Source organism: Frankia nepalensis (genome assembly GCF_016786325.1).
Taxonomy (GTDB): domain Bacteria; phylum Actinomycetota; class Actinomycetes; order Frankiales; family Frankiaceae; genus Pseudofrankia; species Pseudofrankia nepalensis.
The window spans coordinates 1-16,001 of the sequence record NZ_JADWYU010000092.1 but is presented as its reverse complement, the minus strand read 5'-3'; the positions used below and the strand labels follow the sequence as shown (position 1 = coordinate 16,001).

Below are 16,001 nucleotides of genomic sequence, written 5' to 3'. Positions count from 1 at the left end.
GCCGAGGACTGGCCGCGTGCGGGATGGCGCGGGCTAACCTGGTGGCACGGGTCCCGCTGATGGTCTCTGTGCGCGCGCCGAACGCACGGCGGAGCGGTACCAGGGGCCGGTGAGCCGCGGGGACGCGACTCGGTCAGTGGACCGGATCGAGAAGGAGCCGTCTTGCCGAAGCCCACATCCGTACCCGAGTCCGCCATGCCAGCGTCCTCGGCGGACACCGCCGAGGAGCCTGGGGCGTCGACCGCCGTCGCGCCGGAGCCGTCCGCCGTGGGCGGCGCCGCGGCCGACGGGGCGTCCGGGGACGCCGGGCCCACGCCGGTGAAGCGTCGGCGGGCGTGGCCGCTGTGGGGGCCGCTCGTGCTGCTGGCCGCCGTCGCGCTGTTCGCCGCCGGGTTCGGGCTGCGGGGGCTGACCGACAGGGCGCCAGGCACCGGCTCGGTCGACGCCGGCTTCCTGCGCGACATGTCCGAGCACCACGCGCAGGCGGTGCAGATGAGCATGCTCGAGTTCAGCCACGGCGCGGACAGCCAGACGGTCGCGGTGGCCCAGGACATCGCGCTGAGCCAACAGCGCGACATCGGCGTGATGCACTCCTGGCTTTCCGACTGGGGGCTCGAGCAGTCGACCGTCGGCGAGCCGATGCGCTGGATGGGCGGCGCCGACGGGCAGGACAGTGGTGGGCAGAACAGCGGCCACGGCGGCCATGACATGGGAGGGACGACCGGGGGAACCCCGGTCGGTACCGACGGGGTGCGGATGCCGGGCATGGCCAGCACCACCGAACTCGCCCAGCTGGCCTCGGCCAGCGGGCGTGACAGCGACGTGCTCTTCCTCACGCTGATGATCCGTCACCATCGCGGCGGGATCGCGATGGCCCAGTACGCGACGCGGCATGCCGGCGAGGACCAGGTGCGCACGCTCGCGAAGGCGATGGTCGTCGTGCAGTCGCGGGAGATCGAGCAGATGCAGGCCGACCTGACGCGGCTGGGCGCGCCCCGCGCCTGACGGCCGCCCTCCCGCCACGGGACGCACCCTGGGCTCGGCGGTCCCGCCAGCGCCCTCTGGTCCCGGCGGTCGAGACCGTCCGTAGCCGCCCGTCCAAAAATAATCACGCTTCGTGCATTAGGTACGCTTCCTCCAGTTCGGTGGGTTGCCCGATCCGCCACGCGGCCCAGGCCGCGGGCCCATGGGCCGGGCGCTTGGCCGTCCCTGCTCGCCCTCGGTGACGAGCGCGACCGAAGGCCACGCCGTCCGCCGCCGAGGGCGATCCCTGGACGCCCGGTCTCATCGTTCGTGTGAGGTTGTTCGTCGATGTCCGCACTGCCCGGCTCCGCCCCGGCGCCGTCCGCCGGGCCTGGCCCGTCGCGCCTGTCGGCCGCGCTTCCAGGACTGCGCCGGGCCTGGCCGGGGTCGCGGCAGGCGGGGGTCGAGCTGGTCGCCGGACTGGTGACCGCGCTGGCACTGATCCCCGAAACGATCTCTTTCTCGGTGGTCGCCGGCGTCGATCCCGCCGTCGGCCTGTTCACCTCGTTCATCATCTCGGCGGTGATCGCCTTCACCGGCGGCCGGCCGGCGATGATCTCCGCCGCCGCCGGGTCGATGGCCCTGGTCGCCGCCCCGCTGGTTCGCGAGCACGGCTTCCAGTACCTGTTGGCCGCGACGGTCGCGGTCGGCGTGCTGATGTTCGCGCTGGGCCTGGTCGGGGTGGCCAGACTGATCCGGTTCGTGCCGCGGACCGTCATGATCGGTTTCGTCAACGGGCTCGCGATCCTGATCTTCCTGGCGCAGATGCCGCACGTGTTCGGGGACGCGTGGGTGGTGTATCCGCTGGTCGCGGGCGGGCTCGCGGTGCTGCTGACGCTGCCGCGGCTGACGAAGGCGGTTCCGGCGCCGCTGGTCGCCGTCGCCCTGCTGACCCTCCTGACGGCGGTCTTCGACCTCGACGCGCCGACGGTGGGCGACGAGGGCGAGCTGCCCACCGGCCTGCCGCTCCCTGGCCTGCCGCACGTCCCGATGACCTGGGAGACCGTCCGGATCCTGTTGCCCTACGTGCTCGCGCTGACCGCCGTCGGGCTGCTGGAGACGCTGCTCACCGCCCAGATCGTCGACCGGATGACGGACTCCGGGCACGACCCGAACCGGGAGACCTGGGGACTCGGCGCCGCCAACGTGGTCAGCGGGTTCTTCGGCGGGATGGGCGGCTGCGCGATGATCGGCCAGACCATCCTGAACGTGTCGTCCGGCGGCCGGGGCCGGCTTTCGACCTTCGCCGCCGGCGGGTTCCTCCTGCTGCTGGTGCTGCCGCTGCGGTCGGTGGTCGGCGTGATCCCGATGGCGGCGCTGGCCGCCGTGATGATCGTGGTCTCGATGATGACGTTCGAGTGGAGCAGCGTGCGACCGGCGACGCTGCGCCGGATGCCGGTCAGCGAGACGCTGGTGATGGTGGCCACGGTCGCCGTGGTCGTGCCGACCCACAACCTGGCCTACGGCGTGCTGGTCGGGGTGATCCTCTCGGCGCTGCTGTTCACCCGCAAGGCGGCGCGCCTGGCGAACGTGACCAGCGTGCTCGATCCCGACGGTGGCGTGCGGATCTACGCGGTGCGCGGGCCACTGTTCTTCGCCTCCACGAATGACCTGGTCACCGCCTTCGACTACGCCCACGACCCGCCGCGAGTGGTGATCGACCTCTCGGAGGCCGATGTGCTGGACTCGGCCGCGGCAGCGGCCGTCGACAACGTCCTGCAGCGCTATGCCGAGCGTGGCCGCGCGGCCGAGATCACGGGTCTCGACCACGGCAGCGCCACGATGTTGCGTTCCATGCGCCGCGGCGAGCGGGCCGAGACCGCCTGAGACCCGCGCGCCGCCGGCGGGCGCGTCCCGGTCCACGGCCGCGCGTCCCGGGGCCGTGGGGTCGGTCACTGCCCGCTCCGCCCGGGGCCACCCACGCCGATAGTGGGAGCCGGTCTCCGGTTGGGCGCCGGCCGCGCCCACCGGGTGGTATCCGGGGACGCGCCTGTCCTGGCCCGATCCGCCTGGCGGCGCGCGGCACCGGTGGCGAGCACGATGGGAGCGCGGTGAGCACGAGCGCGGCGGCGACGGGTGCCCTGGGCGCGGACGCGGCGCCCCCGAGCGGTCCGGCTCTCGCGGCCGGCCGCCCCGGCGGGCCGGCGGCCGCCGGCCCGGGCCATCTGGCCGCCGACCCGGCCGTCACGGCGGCGCTGACCGCGGGGCTCGGTCCCGACGCCAAGGACCTCCGCGGGCTGTCCCCGTTCTCCTCCCTCGCCGAGGTGCTGGCGGTGCTCGACCTCGCGGGGGACGCGACGCCACCGCTGCCCGTCCGGTGCCTGCCCAGCGCGCATGGCGGGGTGCTGGGCGCCCAGCTGCTCGCCCAGCAGATCGTGCTCGCCGAGCGGCTCGCGCCGGGCCGGACCACCCAGACGATGCACACGGTCTTCCCGAACCCAGGCCGCTTCGACGCGCCGGTGGACGTCGACGTCGAGTGGCTGCAGGCGGGCCGGACGTACGCGACCCTGGCGCTGACGTTCCGCCAGGACGGCCGGCCGATCAGCCGGGGCGACGTGCTGCTCGGCGCGCACGAGCGGGACTTCGTGCGGCACGAGCCTGCCCGGCCGGACGGCTGGAGCGGCCCGGACGCGGCCGCGCCCGTCGACCACCCGATGCTGCCGTGGGAGGTCCGGGTCGCCCCCGGCCCGAGCCCGTACGGGCTCGACCTGTGGCAGCGGATCCCGGACGCCCCGGCGGACCCGGCCCTGGCCCGGGCGCTGGTCGCGTTCACGAGCGAGCCACTGCTCGTCCCGCGGGTCACCACCGCGCACGCCGACCGCGGCGCGGTGAGCCTGGCCCCGGATCAGCGACTGTCGGCCGCGATCCTCGCCCAGACCATCACCTTCGCCGAGGAGGTCGACGCGCGGGAGTGGCACCTGGTGCGGATCGACTCCCCGCACGCCGGGAACGGCCGGGTGCTCGGCCGCGGCGAGGTGTACCGGGCTGACGGCCGGCTGTGCGCCGTCTTCGAGTGTGTCGGCATGCTGCGCGCGCTCGCGCCGAAGCGGGCCACCTGACCGGCGAATCCCGCCCGTCGGCCAGCCGTGGCCGGTGAAACACGGTTACGCCCAGTGCTTTTTGTCATCAACTGGTTGCGCGGCGCCGCGCGCGGCACTTACTATTTTGACGCTCGGCATCTGGCCAAGTGGCGCCCATCGGCGGGGAGGACTTGACATGCACCCTCTCGACATGCACGCGGACGACAGCGATCTCGTAGTGGCCGTCGAAAACCTGGCGGACGTACAGGACCGCTACGACGCCGAACACTCCGACAGCGACGGAAGCGACGGCTGACCTTTTCCGAGAAAAGAAGCGGACGGCGGCCGGGCGCGACGCTCCGACGACCTTGACATCACCAGCCGACGTAAAGTCGCTCGCGACGGAGCATCTTCTGGTCCAAGGAGTCGAGCGCGCGCTCGGCTGGCCGGACGCCACCGCGCTGGGTAAGTCCTTCGCGCTGGGACGACTGGAAGAATCCTTCCCACGCGAAAAAATCATGACGCCTTCCAGGCTCCTGGACATCGTCATGCGGCGGCGTCTGGAGCCCCCGCAGCTGCGTCTTTTCCAGGACGGGCGCGAACTGAATCCCGGCGAGTACCTCCGCACGCAGACGAACCGGCGGCGCCAGGACATCCGCCTAGTCGACGCCGAGGCGCTGGGCGGCCTGCTCGACGCCGGCGTGACCCTCGTCCTCGACGCGGTCGAGACGTTCGACCCCGCCCTGGAGGTCGCCACCCGCGCGCTGCGCTGGTGGTCACGCGAGGTGGTCCAGGTGAACGCCTACCTGACGACCGGCCCGGCCAGCGGCTTCCCGCTCCACTGGGACGACCACGACGTGATCGTCGTGCAGCTCGCCGGCGAGAAGACCTGGGACGTCCGCGGCAGCTCCCGGCCGTTCCCGATGTACCGCGACGCGGCGCCGAACACCGTCCCCAGCGAGGAGGCGGTCTGGCGTGGCGTCCTGACGCCGGGCGACGTCCTGCACGTCCCGCGCGGGTACTGGCACCAGGCGAGCCACGCGGACCGCCCCGGGCCGCTGAGCCTGCACCTCACCTTCGGGTTCGTCAAAAGGACCGGTGTCGACTGGCTGGCGTGGGTGGCCGACCAGGCGCGCGAACTGGAGATCTTCCGGCGGGATCTCACCCGCGCCGATTCCGCCGAAGAACGGGAAACCGAACGCGCGCGGCTCGCCGAAGCCGCCGCGGAGCTGCTGCGGTCACGCCCGCCGGAATTGTTTCTCACCAACCGGGAACGGTCGCGCCCGCCCGCGCGGCACGCGCCCGCGCTACCGTCAGTGGCCGGACCGGACGCCGTCGTCTGCGTCACCGAGTTCGCGCCCGACGTCGAGCGCGACGGCGCGAACCTCGTCGTCTACGGCGGCGGAAAGAAGATCACGGTGCGGGAAAAGGCCGAACCGGCGCTGGCCCTCCTGCTGAGTGGCCGCCCGGTGGACCTGGAGAAGGCGAGCGCCGAGCACGGAACCGATATCAGGCCGCTGGCGCGCGTCCTCGTCCGGGAGGGAATATGCATCGGCCTGACCGACGAGTTGTCCTCGGCCTACACCGGACTCGTCACGCCAGAAGCATCCTGGAGGCTGCCCTAGAACGGGGCGTCCGGGATCTGGACACGGCTTTCAACTATGCCAACTTCTCGTCGCACGAGCGGCTGGCCCAACTCGCTCCCGACCTTCTCGGCGAGTTTTACCTCTCGACCAAGGTGGGGTTCTTCCCGGCGCCGGGAGGCCCCGCGGAGCACTCGTTGGAGCCCGCCAGGCTGCGCGACGCGCTGCGGCTGACCGCGGACACGCTGGGCCGGGTGCCCGATCTCGTCTTCCTGCACAACCCCGAGCGGGCGGTCCGCGAGGCCGGTCTCGACCGTGGCCGCGACCTCTTCCTCGCCGCCGCGGCCACGATGGACGAGGAGGCCCGGGCGGGCACGACCCGTGCCTGGGGCGTCTCGACCTGGGACGCCCGGCCGCTCGCCCTGGCGCTGAGCGCCGTCGGCGCGACCGGAGCGGCGCCCCGGCCGGCGCGGCTGATGCACCGAAGCGGCGTGCTGGTGAGCCCCGGGGTGCTGGCGGCCACCGACGAGATCGCCGGGCTGCTGCGCGTGGACGCCGCCGACCGCTGGGGAATGAGCCCGTTCGGCGGCGACACCCGGCCGCCCTTCTGGGAGAAGCTCCGCCTCACGCCGCTGCTCGGCAGCCCGCCGCCGGCCGGCGTGGACACCTTCCAGGCCGCCTTCCGGCTCGCGTACGAACTGCCACCGGTCACCCGCGTCGCCGTCAGCGCGAACGACCCCGGCCACCTGGACCGGCTGCTCGACGCCGTCCGGCTGCCGGTGGACCCGGCCCGGGTCGACCAGTACCGGGATCTCCTCGGGCGGCCGCCGCGGCCGGCCCACGCCACCTGACGAGCGATTCCCCTGATGAACCTGGCCTCCTGACGAGCCGAGACGCCGTCAGGACGAGCCGGTGGCCTCGTCGAGCAGCCTGACGTCCCAGCGGTAGACCGGGCTGGGGCGGTCGGCCGCGCAGGTGTAGTGGATGGGGGTGTCCCCCTGCTGCTCGCGGCCGAGGTCGAGCCGGAAACGCCGGTTCGCGTCGGTGACCAGGACCTCGTGCCGATCGGGTGCCTGTTCCACCGGGCTGACGGCCTTGACCGTGGGCATTCCGCCGGGGTCGCGCCGGGCGAACCGCTCCCGGTACCAGATCTCCGCCACGGCCTCGGCGGGGGTCGACCCGAGCCGGCCGCGCACATGGGAGAGCGGGAGGAGCCCTGTCTCGAGGAGGTCCAGCAGCGCCTCGTCGTCGAGGTCGTCCACGCGGCCCAGCAGGTATCCGCTGGGAAGCACGACCGCGTTCACCGAGAAACGATCCCCGCCCAGATGGCTGACGCCGTAGACGGGTGCCCCTGGGGCGAGCTTCTGGACGCGGCGCATGAACGCCCCGCCGCGCGTGCCGCAGCACACGTCCTTGCGGCCGTGGATGCAGACGCCGATGAACTGCGGGGCCGCCGTCGGCTCGGTGGGAGCCCAGGCGCCGTCGGCGTTCTGCCGGTGAATCGCCCGGCTGGTCACGTCCCAGAAGAACGGCGCGTCGTCAGTGGGACGCCCCGGGTAGGGGCGGTAGTACAGCGTCTTGGCCCGCGACAGCGGCGGAAGGCCGACGGCCGCGGCCGTCCCCGGGTCGACGTCCTCGGGCCAGGGCGCCGGGACCGGCATGAGCGCCAGCGCCTGGAGGTCGGGGATCACCCCCCTGAGCTCCTCGGCGGCCGAGCGGGACTGCATGCCACACCGCACGACAGTACGATCGGATTTTATCGTTCGTTCAACGATGTGCCCTGGCCGCGGCGCGACCGTGGCGGGGCGTCGGGTCGGCGTGGCGCCGTCGGTCGACGTCGTCCGCGGCGGGGGTAGACGCCAGGTCATCGGGTACCTCCGGGCTAGGCTGGCAGGCGCAGCACGCTGACTCAGAGTTACTGATCCGGGTCATCGCCCGAGACCAGCCGCTCAGGTTAGGTTAACTTAAACGTACCGCGTACGGCCGGCCGGTGCACGAGAAGCCCGTCCAGGCCGGCACGGGCGACGGCCACGCGATCAGCGAGCCGGGCCCGACCGCCCCCGAACGAGGGACCAGTCGCCGGTTTGAGGTGTGCGGTCGGCTACCCAGGGTTATCCATCGAGGATGTACCGGTGCTCTCTGACCCGCGCCCGCCGGCTCGTGGCCGGCCTGGCGCTCGGCGGGCTGCTCATCGGCGCCCCCATCTACGGCGCCGAGGCGGCCGTCGCCGCGCCGGCGCCGACGGCCGCCGCGCCCGCGCCGGCGCCGGCCCCCGCCGGCGGCCTGAGCACGGCCGAGGCGGCCGCGGCCGTCCGGGCGCGCGGCTACACGCCGGCCGACACCTCCGGCTACGACCCGGACCGCGCGCTGAGCGTGATCGTCGGCATGCTCGCCACCTCGGCCGACGGGCATCCCCAGCGGGCGTTCTTCTTCCATGACGGCCGTTTCGTCGGGACGGACGCCGCCGAGCCGAGCGCGACCATCGGCTGGATCTGGTCGACCGACGACACGGTCGCCCTGCAGTACCAGCTGTACCGGCCGAGCGACCCGATGTGCTGCCCGACCGCCGGTGCCGCGACGGTCCGCTTCCGCTGGACCGGCGCCACGGTCGCGTCGCTGGACCCGCTACCGTCCACCAGCTGGGACGCGCCGGCGAGCCGGCGGTAACCGGCTCGGCCGCGCCGCCACGGCCGGTGGGCGAGAACCCCGACCAGCCCATGCCAGGCCGTGGCTCACGTCGGGTCAGCGGCCCGCGCCGGCACGCCGGCGGCCGGCTCCGGCACGCGAACGCTCGCCGGGTCGGGCGCGGGCGCCGGGTCGGGCGCGGGCGCCGGGCCCGGGACGGCCCGGGCGGTGAGCGCCCGGGCGAGCTCGGCCGCGAGCGTGCCGCGCGGCGCCACCTCGACCGGCCCGAGGCCGAGCCAGGCGGACAGGCCCACGAGCTCGGCGGCCAGCGCGGCCGCGACCTCGCCCCGCGTCGGGAGCGTCCTGGCCACCGCCAGATCGCGGGCGTCGGGCTGGTTCTCGGCGGGCTCCAGCCAGGCGGCCGGCACCCGGAGCACGCCGGCGGCCCGGTCGGCCTTGAGGTCGACCCGCGCGACCAGCCGGTCGCCGAGCAGGAAGGGCAGCACGTAGTAGCCGTGGCGGCGCTCCTGGGCGGGCGTGTAGACCTCCAGCTTCACCTCCATGCCGAACAGCCGCCGCGTCCGGGAGCGCTCCCAGATCAGCGAGTCGAACGGGGACAGCAGGGCGGCCGCGTCCACCCGGCGCGGGATGGCCAGCCCCGGGCGCAGGTAGGCCGGGGCCGGCCAGCCCGCCACCGTCACCTCGAGCAGTTCGCCCGCCTCGACCAGCTCCGCGAGCCGCGGCCGGGCCGCCGCGGCCGACAGCCGGAAGTAGTCGCGCAGGTCGGCCGCGAGCGCCACCCCGAGGCGGTCGGCGGCATGCGCGAGCAGCGCGCGATGCGCCGCCGCCGGGTCGGGCGTCGGCACGGCGCGCACCGCGGCGGGAAGTACCCGTTCCGGCAGGTCGTAGAGGCGTTCGAACGTGGATCGCCGCCCGGCGGCGCACACCTGGCCGCTCCACAGCAGGAACTCCAGGGCCCGTTTCCCATCCGTCCAGCCCCACCAGGCCCCTCTCCCCGCGCCGGCGTCGGCCAGCTGGGAGGCCGTCACCGGACCGTTCGCGGCGACCTCGGCGAGCGCCCTGGCCACGTAGTCCGCCCGTTCCCGGCCGAACCGCGCGAGCCCGCGCCACATCCCCTCCCCCGCCAGTGCCGCCTCGGCTCGCCAGCGCAGCAGTGGCTCCCAGCCGACCGGCACGAACGAGGCCTCATGCGCCCAGTACTCGTAGGCGTGCCGATCGCGGTGGACGTAGTCGTCCAGCGCCGCCCGTGAGTACGCACCCAGCCGCGACCAGCCGGGCAGGTAGTGCGACCGGCTGAGCACGTTCACCGAGTCGATCTGCAGCACGCCGACCCGTTCGAACAGCCACCTCAGCCGCCGCCGGTCGGCGCCCCGCGCCGAGGCGGCCGGCCCGGCGGGCCGGCCGCGCGCGAACCCCTGGACCGAGAGCGCCAGCCGCCGCGCCTGCGCGGCCGTCAGCCGCTCGACCGGCCGCCGGGCGATCGGCCCGGACATCTCGGACACCGTCATGGCCGCACATTACGGCGCCCCTCCGACACGTCCCGGGTGGCGCGTGCGCGGCCAGGGGGTCACGGACGGCGACGGTCCTCACGCGGGCGAGCCAGCCCGCGACGCATCGGGAGAGCGGCGGTGGGCTGAGACCCGCGTCACTCCCCACCACTCGCCATTCGATCACAGACAGCTATCAACGTCGGTACTCTCGGTTACGAGGCCGAGTTGGTCGGCGCGGGCGGCACCGTGGCCGCCGCTGGTCACCTCGCTGCCCCCGTCGTCCGGACCACACCGCCGTGGCCGGACGGCGTCTCACCCAGGCGCGCCGGTCGACTTCGGCCCGCCTTCCTCGGACCCGTCCGTCGCCGGAGGGTAACCGATCAGGCCCGGGACCAGGGATGTCCCACGGCCAAGTCCCGAGACCTCGCGCCAGCCCGCACACCCACGCGGACCGGTCATCGCCCGGCCGCCGCGCGCCAAGAACGCGCGGCCGCCGGCTCGGCGGGGTCCTACACGGAGAGGGGACGCGATGACGCGCGTCGCGATCACTGGCGGAGCAGGATTCCTCGGCAGCCACCTGTGCGAGCGGCTGCTCGCCGACGGCGTGGAGGTGGTCTGCGTCGACAACTTCGTCACGGGCCGGCCGGAGAACGTCGAACATCTGCTCGCCAGCCCGCGCTTCCGCCTGGTCAACCGGGACGTCACCGAGTACCTGCACGTTCCGGGCCCCGTCGACGCGGTGCTGCACTTCGCCTCGCCCGCGTCCCCCGTGGACTACTACCGGCTCCCGGTCGAGACGCTGCTGGTCGGCTCCGCCGGCACCCACAACGCCCTCGGCCTGGCCAGGGCCAAGGGCGCGCGGTTCCTGCTGGCCTCGACCTCCGAGGCGTACGGCGACCCGAAGGTGCACCCCCAGCCGGAGTCCTACTGGGGCAACGTCAACCCGGTCGGCCCGCGCAGCATGTACGACGAGGCCAAGCGGTACGCCGAGGCGCTGACGATGGCCTACCGGAACTCCCGGGGCGTCGACACCGGCATCGTGCGGATCTTCAACACGTACGGCCCGCGCATGCGCGCCGACGACGGCCGGGCGATCCCGACTTTCATCTCCCAGGCGCTGCGCGGCGAGGGCATCACCGTCGCCGGCGACGGCTCGCAGACCCGCTCGGTGTGCTACGTCGACGACCTGATCGAGGGAATCGTGCGGCTGCTGTGGTCGGACCTGCCCGGCCCCGTGAACATCGGCAACCCGCACGAGCTGTCGATTCTCGACACCGCGCGGCTGGTCCGCCGGCTGTGTGGCTCGGACGCCCCGATCACGTTCATCCCGCGACCGGTAGACGACCCGACGGTGCGCCAGCCGGACATCACCCTCGCCCACCAGCGGCTCGGCTGGACGCCGAAGGTCGCCGTGGACGACGGCCTGGCCAGGACCATCGAGTGGTTCTCCGACCAGTCGGTCGGCGCGGGCCAGCGACGGGCCGCCTGATGGGGCGCGAGGCGGCTCGCCACCCGGCCGGAGGCGGTGAAGGCACTGGCTGACCGCGACCTCACCAGGCTCGGCGTCGCGGGCCTCGGCTTCACGAACGCGCGGATGAGGGGCACCGACGTCGTCGACCCGCTGGCGGCCGACGGGTCGGCCGCGCCGCCCGCTCCGGCCACGCCGGGCGTTCCGCTCCCGCGCAACGGCGCGAAGGTGTCCGTACCGCCGCCGCCGCCGCTGCCGTCGCCGCGGCCGCGGCCGGGGACGGCGCGCGAGCGGCGCCCCGCCTCCGACGCGAGGAGCCTCTCGACCTTCGTGCCGATGTTCGGCCGGGCCGACCGGCTGCGCCGGCTGCTGTTCGTCGGCGGCTGGCTGGGCGCGCTGGTGGTGTTCTGGGCCTGGTGGTTCGACCCGGGCCACCTGGTCACGCCGGCGGGCTTCGCGCTGAACACCGCGCTGCTGGCCTACCTGTGCTACCTGCCGGTCTATTTCGTGCTGACCTCGCTGCGGCTGCGCCGGGTCAACCCCCGGCTGCCGGTGCGCGACTTCCGGGTCGCCTTCGTGGTCACCAAGGCTCCGTCGGAGCCCTGGGAGGTCGTGCGGGCCACGTTGTCCGGAATGCTCGCGCAGGACTACCCGCACCCGTACGACGTCTGGATCTGTGACGAGGACCCGGACGACGAGACCTACGCCTGGTGCGCGCGCCACGGGGTGGGAGTCGCCACCCGTCACGGGCACGCCGACTACCACCGCGCCACCTGGCCCCGGCGGACGAAGTGCAAGGAAGGCAACCTCGCCTTCTTCTACGACCACTGGGGCTACGACCGCTACGACGTGGTCGCTCAGCTCGACGCCGACCACGTCCCGGCCCAGGACTACCTGGCCCACATGGTCCGCCCGTTCGCCGACCCGAAGATCGGCTATGTGGCCGCGCCCAGCGTGTGCGACGCGAACGCGGCCGACTCGTGGGCGGCCCGCGGCCGGCTGTTCCGGGAGGCGAACCTGCACGGCCCGGTGCAGGTCGGCTCGAACGGCTGGCTCGCGCCGGTCTGCTTCGGCTCGCACTACGCGGTCCGCACGACGGCGCTGCGCGACATCGGCGGGATCGGCCCGGAGCTGGCGGAGGACTTCTCCACCACGTACCTGCTGTGCACGGCCGGCTGGGAGGGCGCCTTCGCGCTCGACGCCGAGGCGCACGGCGACGGCCCGGACACCTTCGCCGCGGCGCTCACCCAGGAGTTCCAGTGGTCGCGCAGCCTGATGGTGCTCTTCACAGGCACCTTCTGGCGGCATGTCCGCCAGCTGCCGATGCTGCTGCGAGCCCGGTTCCTGTTCTCGCTCAGCTATTACCCGTTGCTGGCGCTGACCACGGCCGCCGGCCTGCTGCTGGCACCGATCGCCTGCTTCACCGGGCTGCGCTGGGTGAACGTGAGCTATCTGCGCTTCCTGCTGCTATGGGTGCTCGCCTCGGCGGTGCTGCTGGGGATGAACGCGTACCTGCGCCGGCAGCGACTGTTCCGCCCGGTGGGCGCGAAGCTCGTCGGCTGGGAGAACTGGCTGTTCGCGATGGTCCGGTGGCCATACGTCGGCTGGGGCTGCATCGCCGCGCTGATTCAGAAGGTGCGCCCGAAGCCGGTGACCTTCAAGGTCACCCCGAAGGGTGCCCGTGGCGTCGAGAAGCTGCCGACCAGGCTGCTCGTGCCCTATATCGCCGTGTGCCTGATCGCGTTCGGCGCGGCGCTGTACGGGTCGCGGGCCCACCACTCGCTCGGCTACGTGGTGCTCAGCCTGCTCGGCGGGCTGGCCTACCTGGCGGTGATCGGCGCGGTGGCCGGGATGCACGCCGTCGAGACGCGGCGCGCGACCGGCGCGCGCGCCGGCGCGCTCACCGGGACGATCGCCGTCCCCCTGCTCGTCGTCGCGCTGCTGGCCGCGCTGTGCGCGGTCGCGACCGCCAGCACCTGGCAGGCCTTCGACGCCACCCACGTCAACCCGCTCGACCTGCTGAGGGGAGTCTCCCGGTGAGCGAACGACGAAGCGAACCAGAGATCCGCGGCGAGGCCGGCGGGCCCGGCCGCGGCGAGGCCGGCCAGGGCCGGCCCGCCCACCCGCGACGCGAGACGGTCCTGGTGACCGGCGCCGCCGGGTTCATCGGCTCGCACACCGCCGTCGAGCTGATGGCCGCCGGCCATCACGTCGTCGGCGTCGACAACTTCGCGAACAGCTCGCCCGGCGCCGTCGACCGGATCCGCGCGCTCGCGGCCGGAGGCGGATCGTTCGAGTTCGTCGAGCTGGACCTGCGCGACCGCGCGGCGCTGGCCGCCGCGCTGCGCCACTGCCCGGTGGACGCCGTCATCCACTTCGCCGCGAAGAAGGCCGTCGGCGAGTCGGTCGAGATCCCGCTCGACTACTACGACACCAACGTCAACGCGACGCTGGGCCTGGTCGAGACGATGCTCGGGCACGGGGTGAACCGGCTGGTCTTCTCCTCGTCCTGCTCGATCTACGGCGACGCCGCCTCGGTGCCGATCCGGGAGGACGCCCCGGCCCGGCCGACCAACCCGTACGCCCGCACGAAGTGGATGTGCGAGCAGATCCTGGCCGACGTCTGCCACCGGTACCCGGACTGGCACGTCACGTCGCTGCGGTACTTCAACCCCGCCGGCGCGCACCCGTCGGGCCTGCTCGGCGAGGACCCGCGTGGCGTCCCGAACAACGTGCTGCCCTACATCGCCCAGGTGGCGGTGGGCCGGCGGGCGGAGCTGTCCGTCTTCGGCGACGACTACCCGACGCCGGACGGCACCGGGATCCGCGACTACATCCACGTCGTCGACATCGCCGAGGGCCACCGGCTGGCGCTCGACGCGCTCGGCGAGGCGCCCGGCCACCGGGTGATCAACCTTGGCACCGGCCGGGGAACCTCGGTACGGGAGCTGCTCGACGCCTTCGCCGCGGCGTGCGGGCGCGAGCTGCCGGCGCGGGTGGTGGCCCGCCGCCCCGGCGACGTCGCCGAGCTCGTGGCCGACCCGTCGCTCGCGCGCGAGCTCCTCGGCTGGAAGGCGACCCACGACGTGGCCGAGATGTGCCGCGACGCCTGGAACTTCCAGCGCCGCAACCCGAACGGGTACGCCGACGGCCCGGCCGGCGCCACGACCAGCACCAACGACAACGACAACCAGCGCGACGACCGCGGAGATGGGGACGACAGGTGAGGAACACCGCACAGGGTTTCGGTCCGGAGACGAACGAGGGCGGGGCGGGTGCCCGGCCGCGGCTGACCGTGATCGGCACCGGCTACCTGGGCGCGACGCACGCGGTCTGCATGGCCGAGCTGGGCTTCGAGGTGCTGGCGGTCGACGTCGACGCGGCGAAGATCGACCGGCTGGCCCGGGGCGAGGTCCCGTTCTTCGAGCCGGGGCTCGACGAGCTGCTGCGGTCGAACCTCGCCGCCGGCCGGCTGCGGTTCACCACCTCGTTCGAGCAGGTCGCCGCGTTCGGCGACGTGCACTTCCTGTGCGTCGGCACGCCGCAGCAGCCCGGCGGGCAGGGCGCGGATCTCTCCTACCTGCACGGCGCGGTGAGCGCGCTGGCGCCGCACCTGCGCCGGCGCTGCCTGGTGGTCGGCAAGTCGACGGTGCCGGTGGGCACCGCGGCGGCGCTGGCCGCGCGGCTCACGGCCGAGGCGCCGGCCGAGGGCGTCGAGCTCGCCTGGAACCCCGAGTTCCTGCGCGAGGGCTTCGCGGTCGACGACACGCTGCGCCCCGACCGGCTGGTCTTCGGCGTCGCCTCCGCGAGCGCCGAGGACACCCTGCGCGCCGTCTACGCGCCGATCACCAGCCGCCAGGACACTCCGGTGATCGTGGCCGACTTCGCGACCGCCGAGCTGGTCAAGGTCGCCGCGAACTCGTTCCTGGCCACCAAGATCTCCTACATCAACGCGATGGCCGAGGTCTGTGAGTCCGTCGACGCGGACGTGACGACGCTCGCGCGCGCCCTGTCGCTCGACGACCGGATCGGCGGGAAGTTCCTGCGCCCCGGCGTCGGCTTCGGCGGCGGCTGCCTGCCCAAGGACATCCGGGCGTTCCTGGCGCGCGCCGACGAGCTCGGCGTCGGGCACAGCCTGACGTTCCTGCGCGAGGTCGACGAGATCAACCTCCGGCGCCGCGAGCGGGTGGTGGAGCTGGCCCGCGCCGCCGTGGGCGGGTCGCTGGCCGGCCGGCGGGTCGCCGTCCTCGGCGCCTCGTTCAAGCCCAACTCCGACGACGTGCGGGACTCGCCGGCGCTCGCGGTCGCCGGGCTGCTCGCGTCCGAGGGCGCCGCGGTGACGGTGTACGACCCGATGGCCATGGACAACGCCCGAAAGGCCCGGCCCGAGCTGAGTTACGCGCCGTCGGTCACGGCGGCCGTCACCGGGTCGGAGGTCACCGTCCTGCTGACCGAGTGGGCCGAGTTCGCCGAGCTCGACCCGGCGGCGCTCGGGGGCGTCGCCGCCGGCCAGACCGTGGTCGACGCCCGGCACGCCCTGGACCCGGCCCGCTGGCGCCTGGCGGGCTGGACCTACCTGGCGCCCGGCCGCCCAGCGATGCCGGCCGCCGCCGTCCCGGCGGCCCGGCGCCGGCGGCCCACCCCGCGGCGGGCCCGAGCGGCGTTCTCGGCCGCCCAGGCCTGACCGGTCCGCGCCCAACCCGGCCGCCCGCCGCCCTTGCCCGGGGGGGGGGCGCGGCGGTGGGGGCGCCCCCCCGGGTGGATGTGGGCC

12 protein-coding genes are annotated in these 16,001 nt (G+C 74.0%); 10 read left to right on the top strand and 2 right to left on the bottom strand.

The window, feature by feature from the left end; translation table 11 throughout:
* Window positions 1–162: 162 nt before the first annotated feature.
* The 5 genes from I6A81_RS06765 to I6A81_RS06745 all read left to right on the top strand — a co-directional run bounded on the left by I6A81_RS06765 (window position 163) and on the right by I6A81_RS06745 (window position 6,477).
* Window positions 163–1,005: a DUF305 domain-containing protein gene (locus tag I6A81_RS06765; RefSeq protein ID WP_238430925.1), complete on the top strand. Its 843-nt coding sequence runs from the start codon at window positions 163–165 to the stop codon at window positions 1,003–1,005.
* 306 nt (window positions 1,006–1,311) lie between these two features.
* Window positions 1,312–2,850, top strand: a complete 1,539-nt coding sequence (locus I6A81_RS06760; protein WP_203007354.1) for a SulP family inorganic anion transporter — start codon at window positions 1,312–1,314, stop codon at window positions 2,848–2,850.
* A gap of 224 nt (window positions 2,851–3,074) precedes the next feature.
* The gene (locus tag I6A81_RS06755; protein WP_307874510.1) at window positions 3,075–4,082 is read left to right on the top strand and encodes an acyl-CoA thioesterase; all 1,008 of its coding nucleotides are present in this window, start codon (window positions 3,075–3,077) and stop codon (window positions 4,080–4,082) included.
* Between the two features lie 329 nt (window positions 4,083–4,411).
* Entirely contained in the window at window positions 4,412–5,668 is a 1,257-nt protein-coding gene (locus tag I6A81_RS06750; RefSeq protein ID WP_238430926.1) for a cupin domain-containing protein, read from the top strand.
* On the top strand, window positions 5,590–6,477 hold the full coding sequence (locus tag I6A81_RS06745; RefSeq protein ID WP_203007355.1) for an aldo/keto reductase: 888 nt from the start codon (window positions 5,590–5,592) through the stop codon (window positions 6,475–6,477). Before I6A81_RS06750 ends, I6A81_RS06745 begins: the two co-directional genes overlap by 79 nt.
* A gap of 48 nt (window positions 6,478–6,525) precedes the next feature.
* On the opposite strand, the gene I6A81_RS06740 is transcribed toward I6A81_RS06745, so the two are convergent.
* Window positions 6,526–7,353 (bottom strand): sucrase ferredoxin, encoded by an 828-nt coding sequence (locus I6A81_RS06740; protein WP_238430927.1) that lies wholly within the window; start codon window positions 7,351–7,353, stop codon window positions 6,526–6,528.
* A gap of 397 nt (window positions 7,354–7,750) precedes the next feature.
* Between I6A81_RS06740 and I6A81_RS06735 the strand changes: the two genes are divergently transcribed.
* Window positions 7,751–8,293, top strand: coding sequence for an LppP/LprE family lipoprotein (locus I6A81_RS06735; RefSeq protein WP_203010125.1), 543 nt, complete (start codon window positions 7,751–7,753; stop codon window positions 8,291–8,293).
* Window positions 8,294–8,358: 65 nt separating this feature from the next.
* Here I6A81_RS06735 and I6A81_RS06730 read toward each other — a convergent pair whose 3' ends face one another.
* On the bottom strand, window positions 8,359–9,780 hold the full coding sequence (locus tag I6A81_RS06730; protein ID WP_238438443.1) for a winged helix-turn-helix domain-containing protein: 1,422 nt from the start codon (window positions 9,778–9,780) through the stop codon (window positions 8,359–8,361).
* A gap of 511 nt (window positions 9,781–10,291) precedes the next feature.
* Here I6A81_RS06730 and I6A81_RS06725 point away from each other — a divergent pair.
* The 4 genes from I6A81_RS06725 (at window position 10,292) to I6A81_RS06710 (ending at window position 15,914) form a co-directional block, all read left to right on the top strand.
* Entirely contained in the window at window positions 10,292–11,251 is a 960-nt protein-coding gene (locus I6A81_RS06725) for a UDP-glucuronic acid decarboxylase family protein (RefSeq protein ID WP_203006313.1), read from the top strand.
* Between the two features lie 36 nt (window positions 11,252–11,287).
* Window positions 11,288–13,270, top strand: a complete 1,983-nt coding sequence (locus I6A81_RS06720) for a glycosyltransferase family 2 protein (RefSeq protein WP_307874509.1) — start codon at window positions 11,288–11,290, stop codon at window positions 13,268–13,270.
* 101 nt (window positions 13,271–13,371) lie between these two features.
* Complete coding sequence (galE, locus tag I6A81_RS06715; RefSeq protein WP_285222960.1) at window positions 13,372–14,457, top strand: UDP-glucose 4-epimerase GalE; 1,086 nt, start codon at window positions 13,372–13,374, stop codon at window positions 14,455–14,457.
* A 110-nt stretch (window positions 14,458–14,567) separates the two neighbouring features.
* Window positions 14,568–15,914 (top strand): UDP-glucose dehydrogenase family protein, encoded by a 1,347-nt coding sequence (locus I6A81_RS06710; protein ID WP_407661266.1) that lies wholly within the window; start codon window positions 14,568–14,570, stop codon window positions 15,912–15,914.
* The last annotated feature ends 87 nt before the right edge of the window (window positions 15,915–16,001 follow it).

Coding starts and splice junctions, on each gene's coding strand:
- I6A81_RS06760 (WP_203007354.1), top strand. CDS start 1,312: ATGTCCGCACTGCCCGGCTCCGCCCCGGCGCCGTCCGCCGGGCCTGGC.
- I6A81_RS06745 (WP_203007355.1), top strand. CDS start 5,590: ATGCATCGGCCTGACCGACGAGTTGTCCTCGGCCTACACCGGACTCGT.
- I6A81_RS06735 (WP_203010125.1), top strand. CDS start 7,751: ATGTACCGGTGCTCTCTGACCCGCGCCCGCCGGCTCGTGGCCGGCCTG.
- I6A81_RS06710 (WP_407661266.1), top strand. CDS start 14,568: ATGGCCGAGCTGGGCTTCGAGGTGCTGGCGGTCGACGTCGACGCGGCG.
- I6A81_RS06740 (WP_238430927.1), bottom strand. CDS start 7,353: ATGCAGTCCCGCTCGGCCGCCGAGGAGCTCAGGGGGGTGATCCCCGAC.
- I6A81_RS06725 (WP_203006313.1), top strand. CDS start 10,292: ATGACGCGCGTCGCGATCACTGGCGGAGCAGGATTCCTCGGCAGCCAC.
- I6A81_RS06730 (WP_238438443.1), bottom strand. CDS start 9,780: ATGACGGTGTCCGAGATGTCCGGGCCGATCGCCCGGCGGCCGGTCGAG.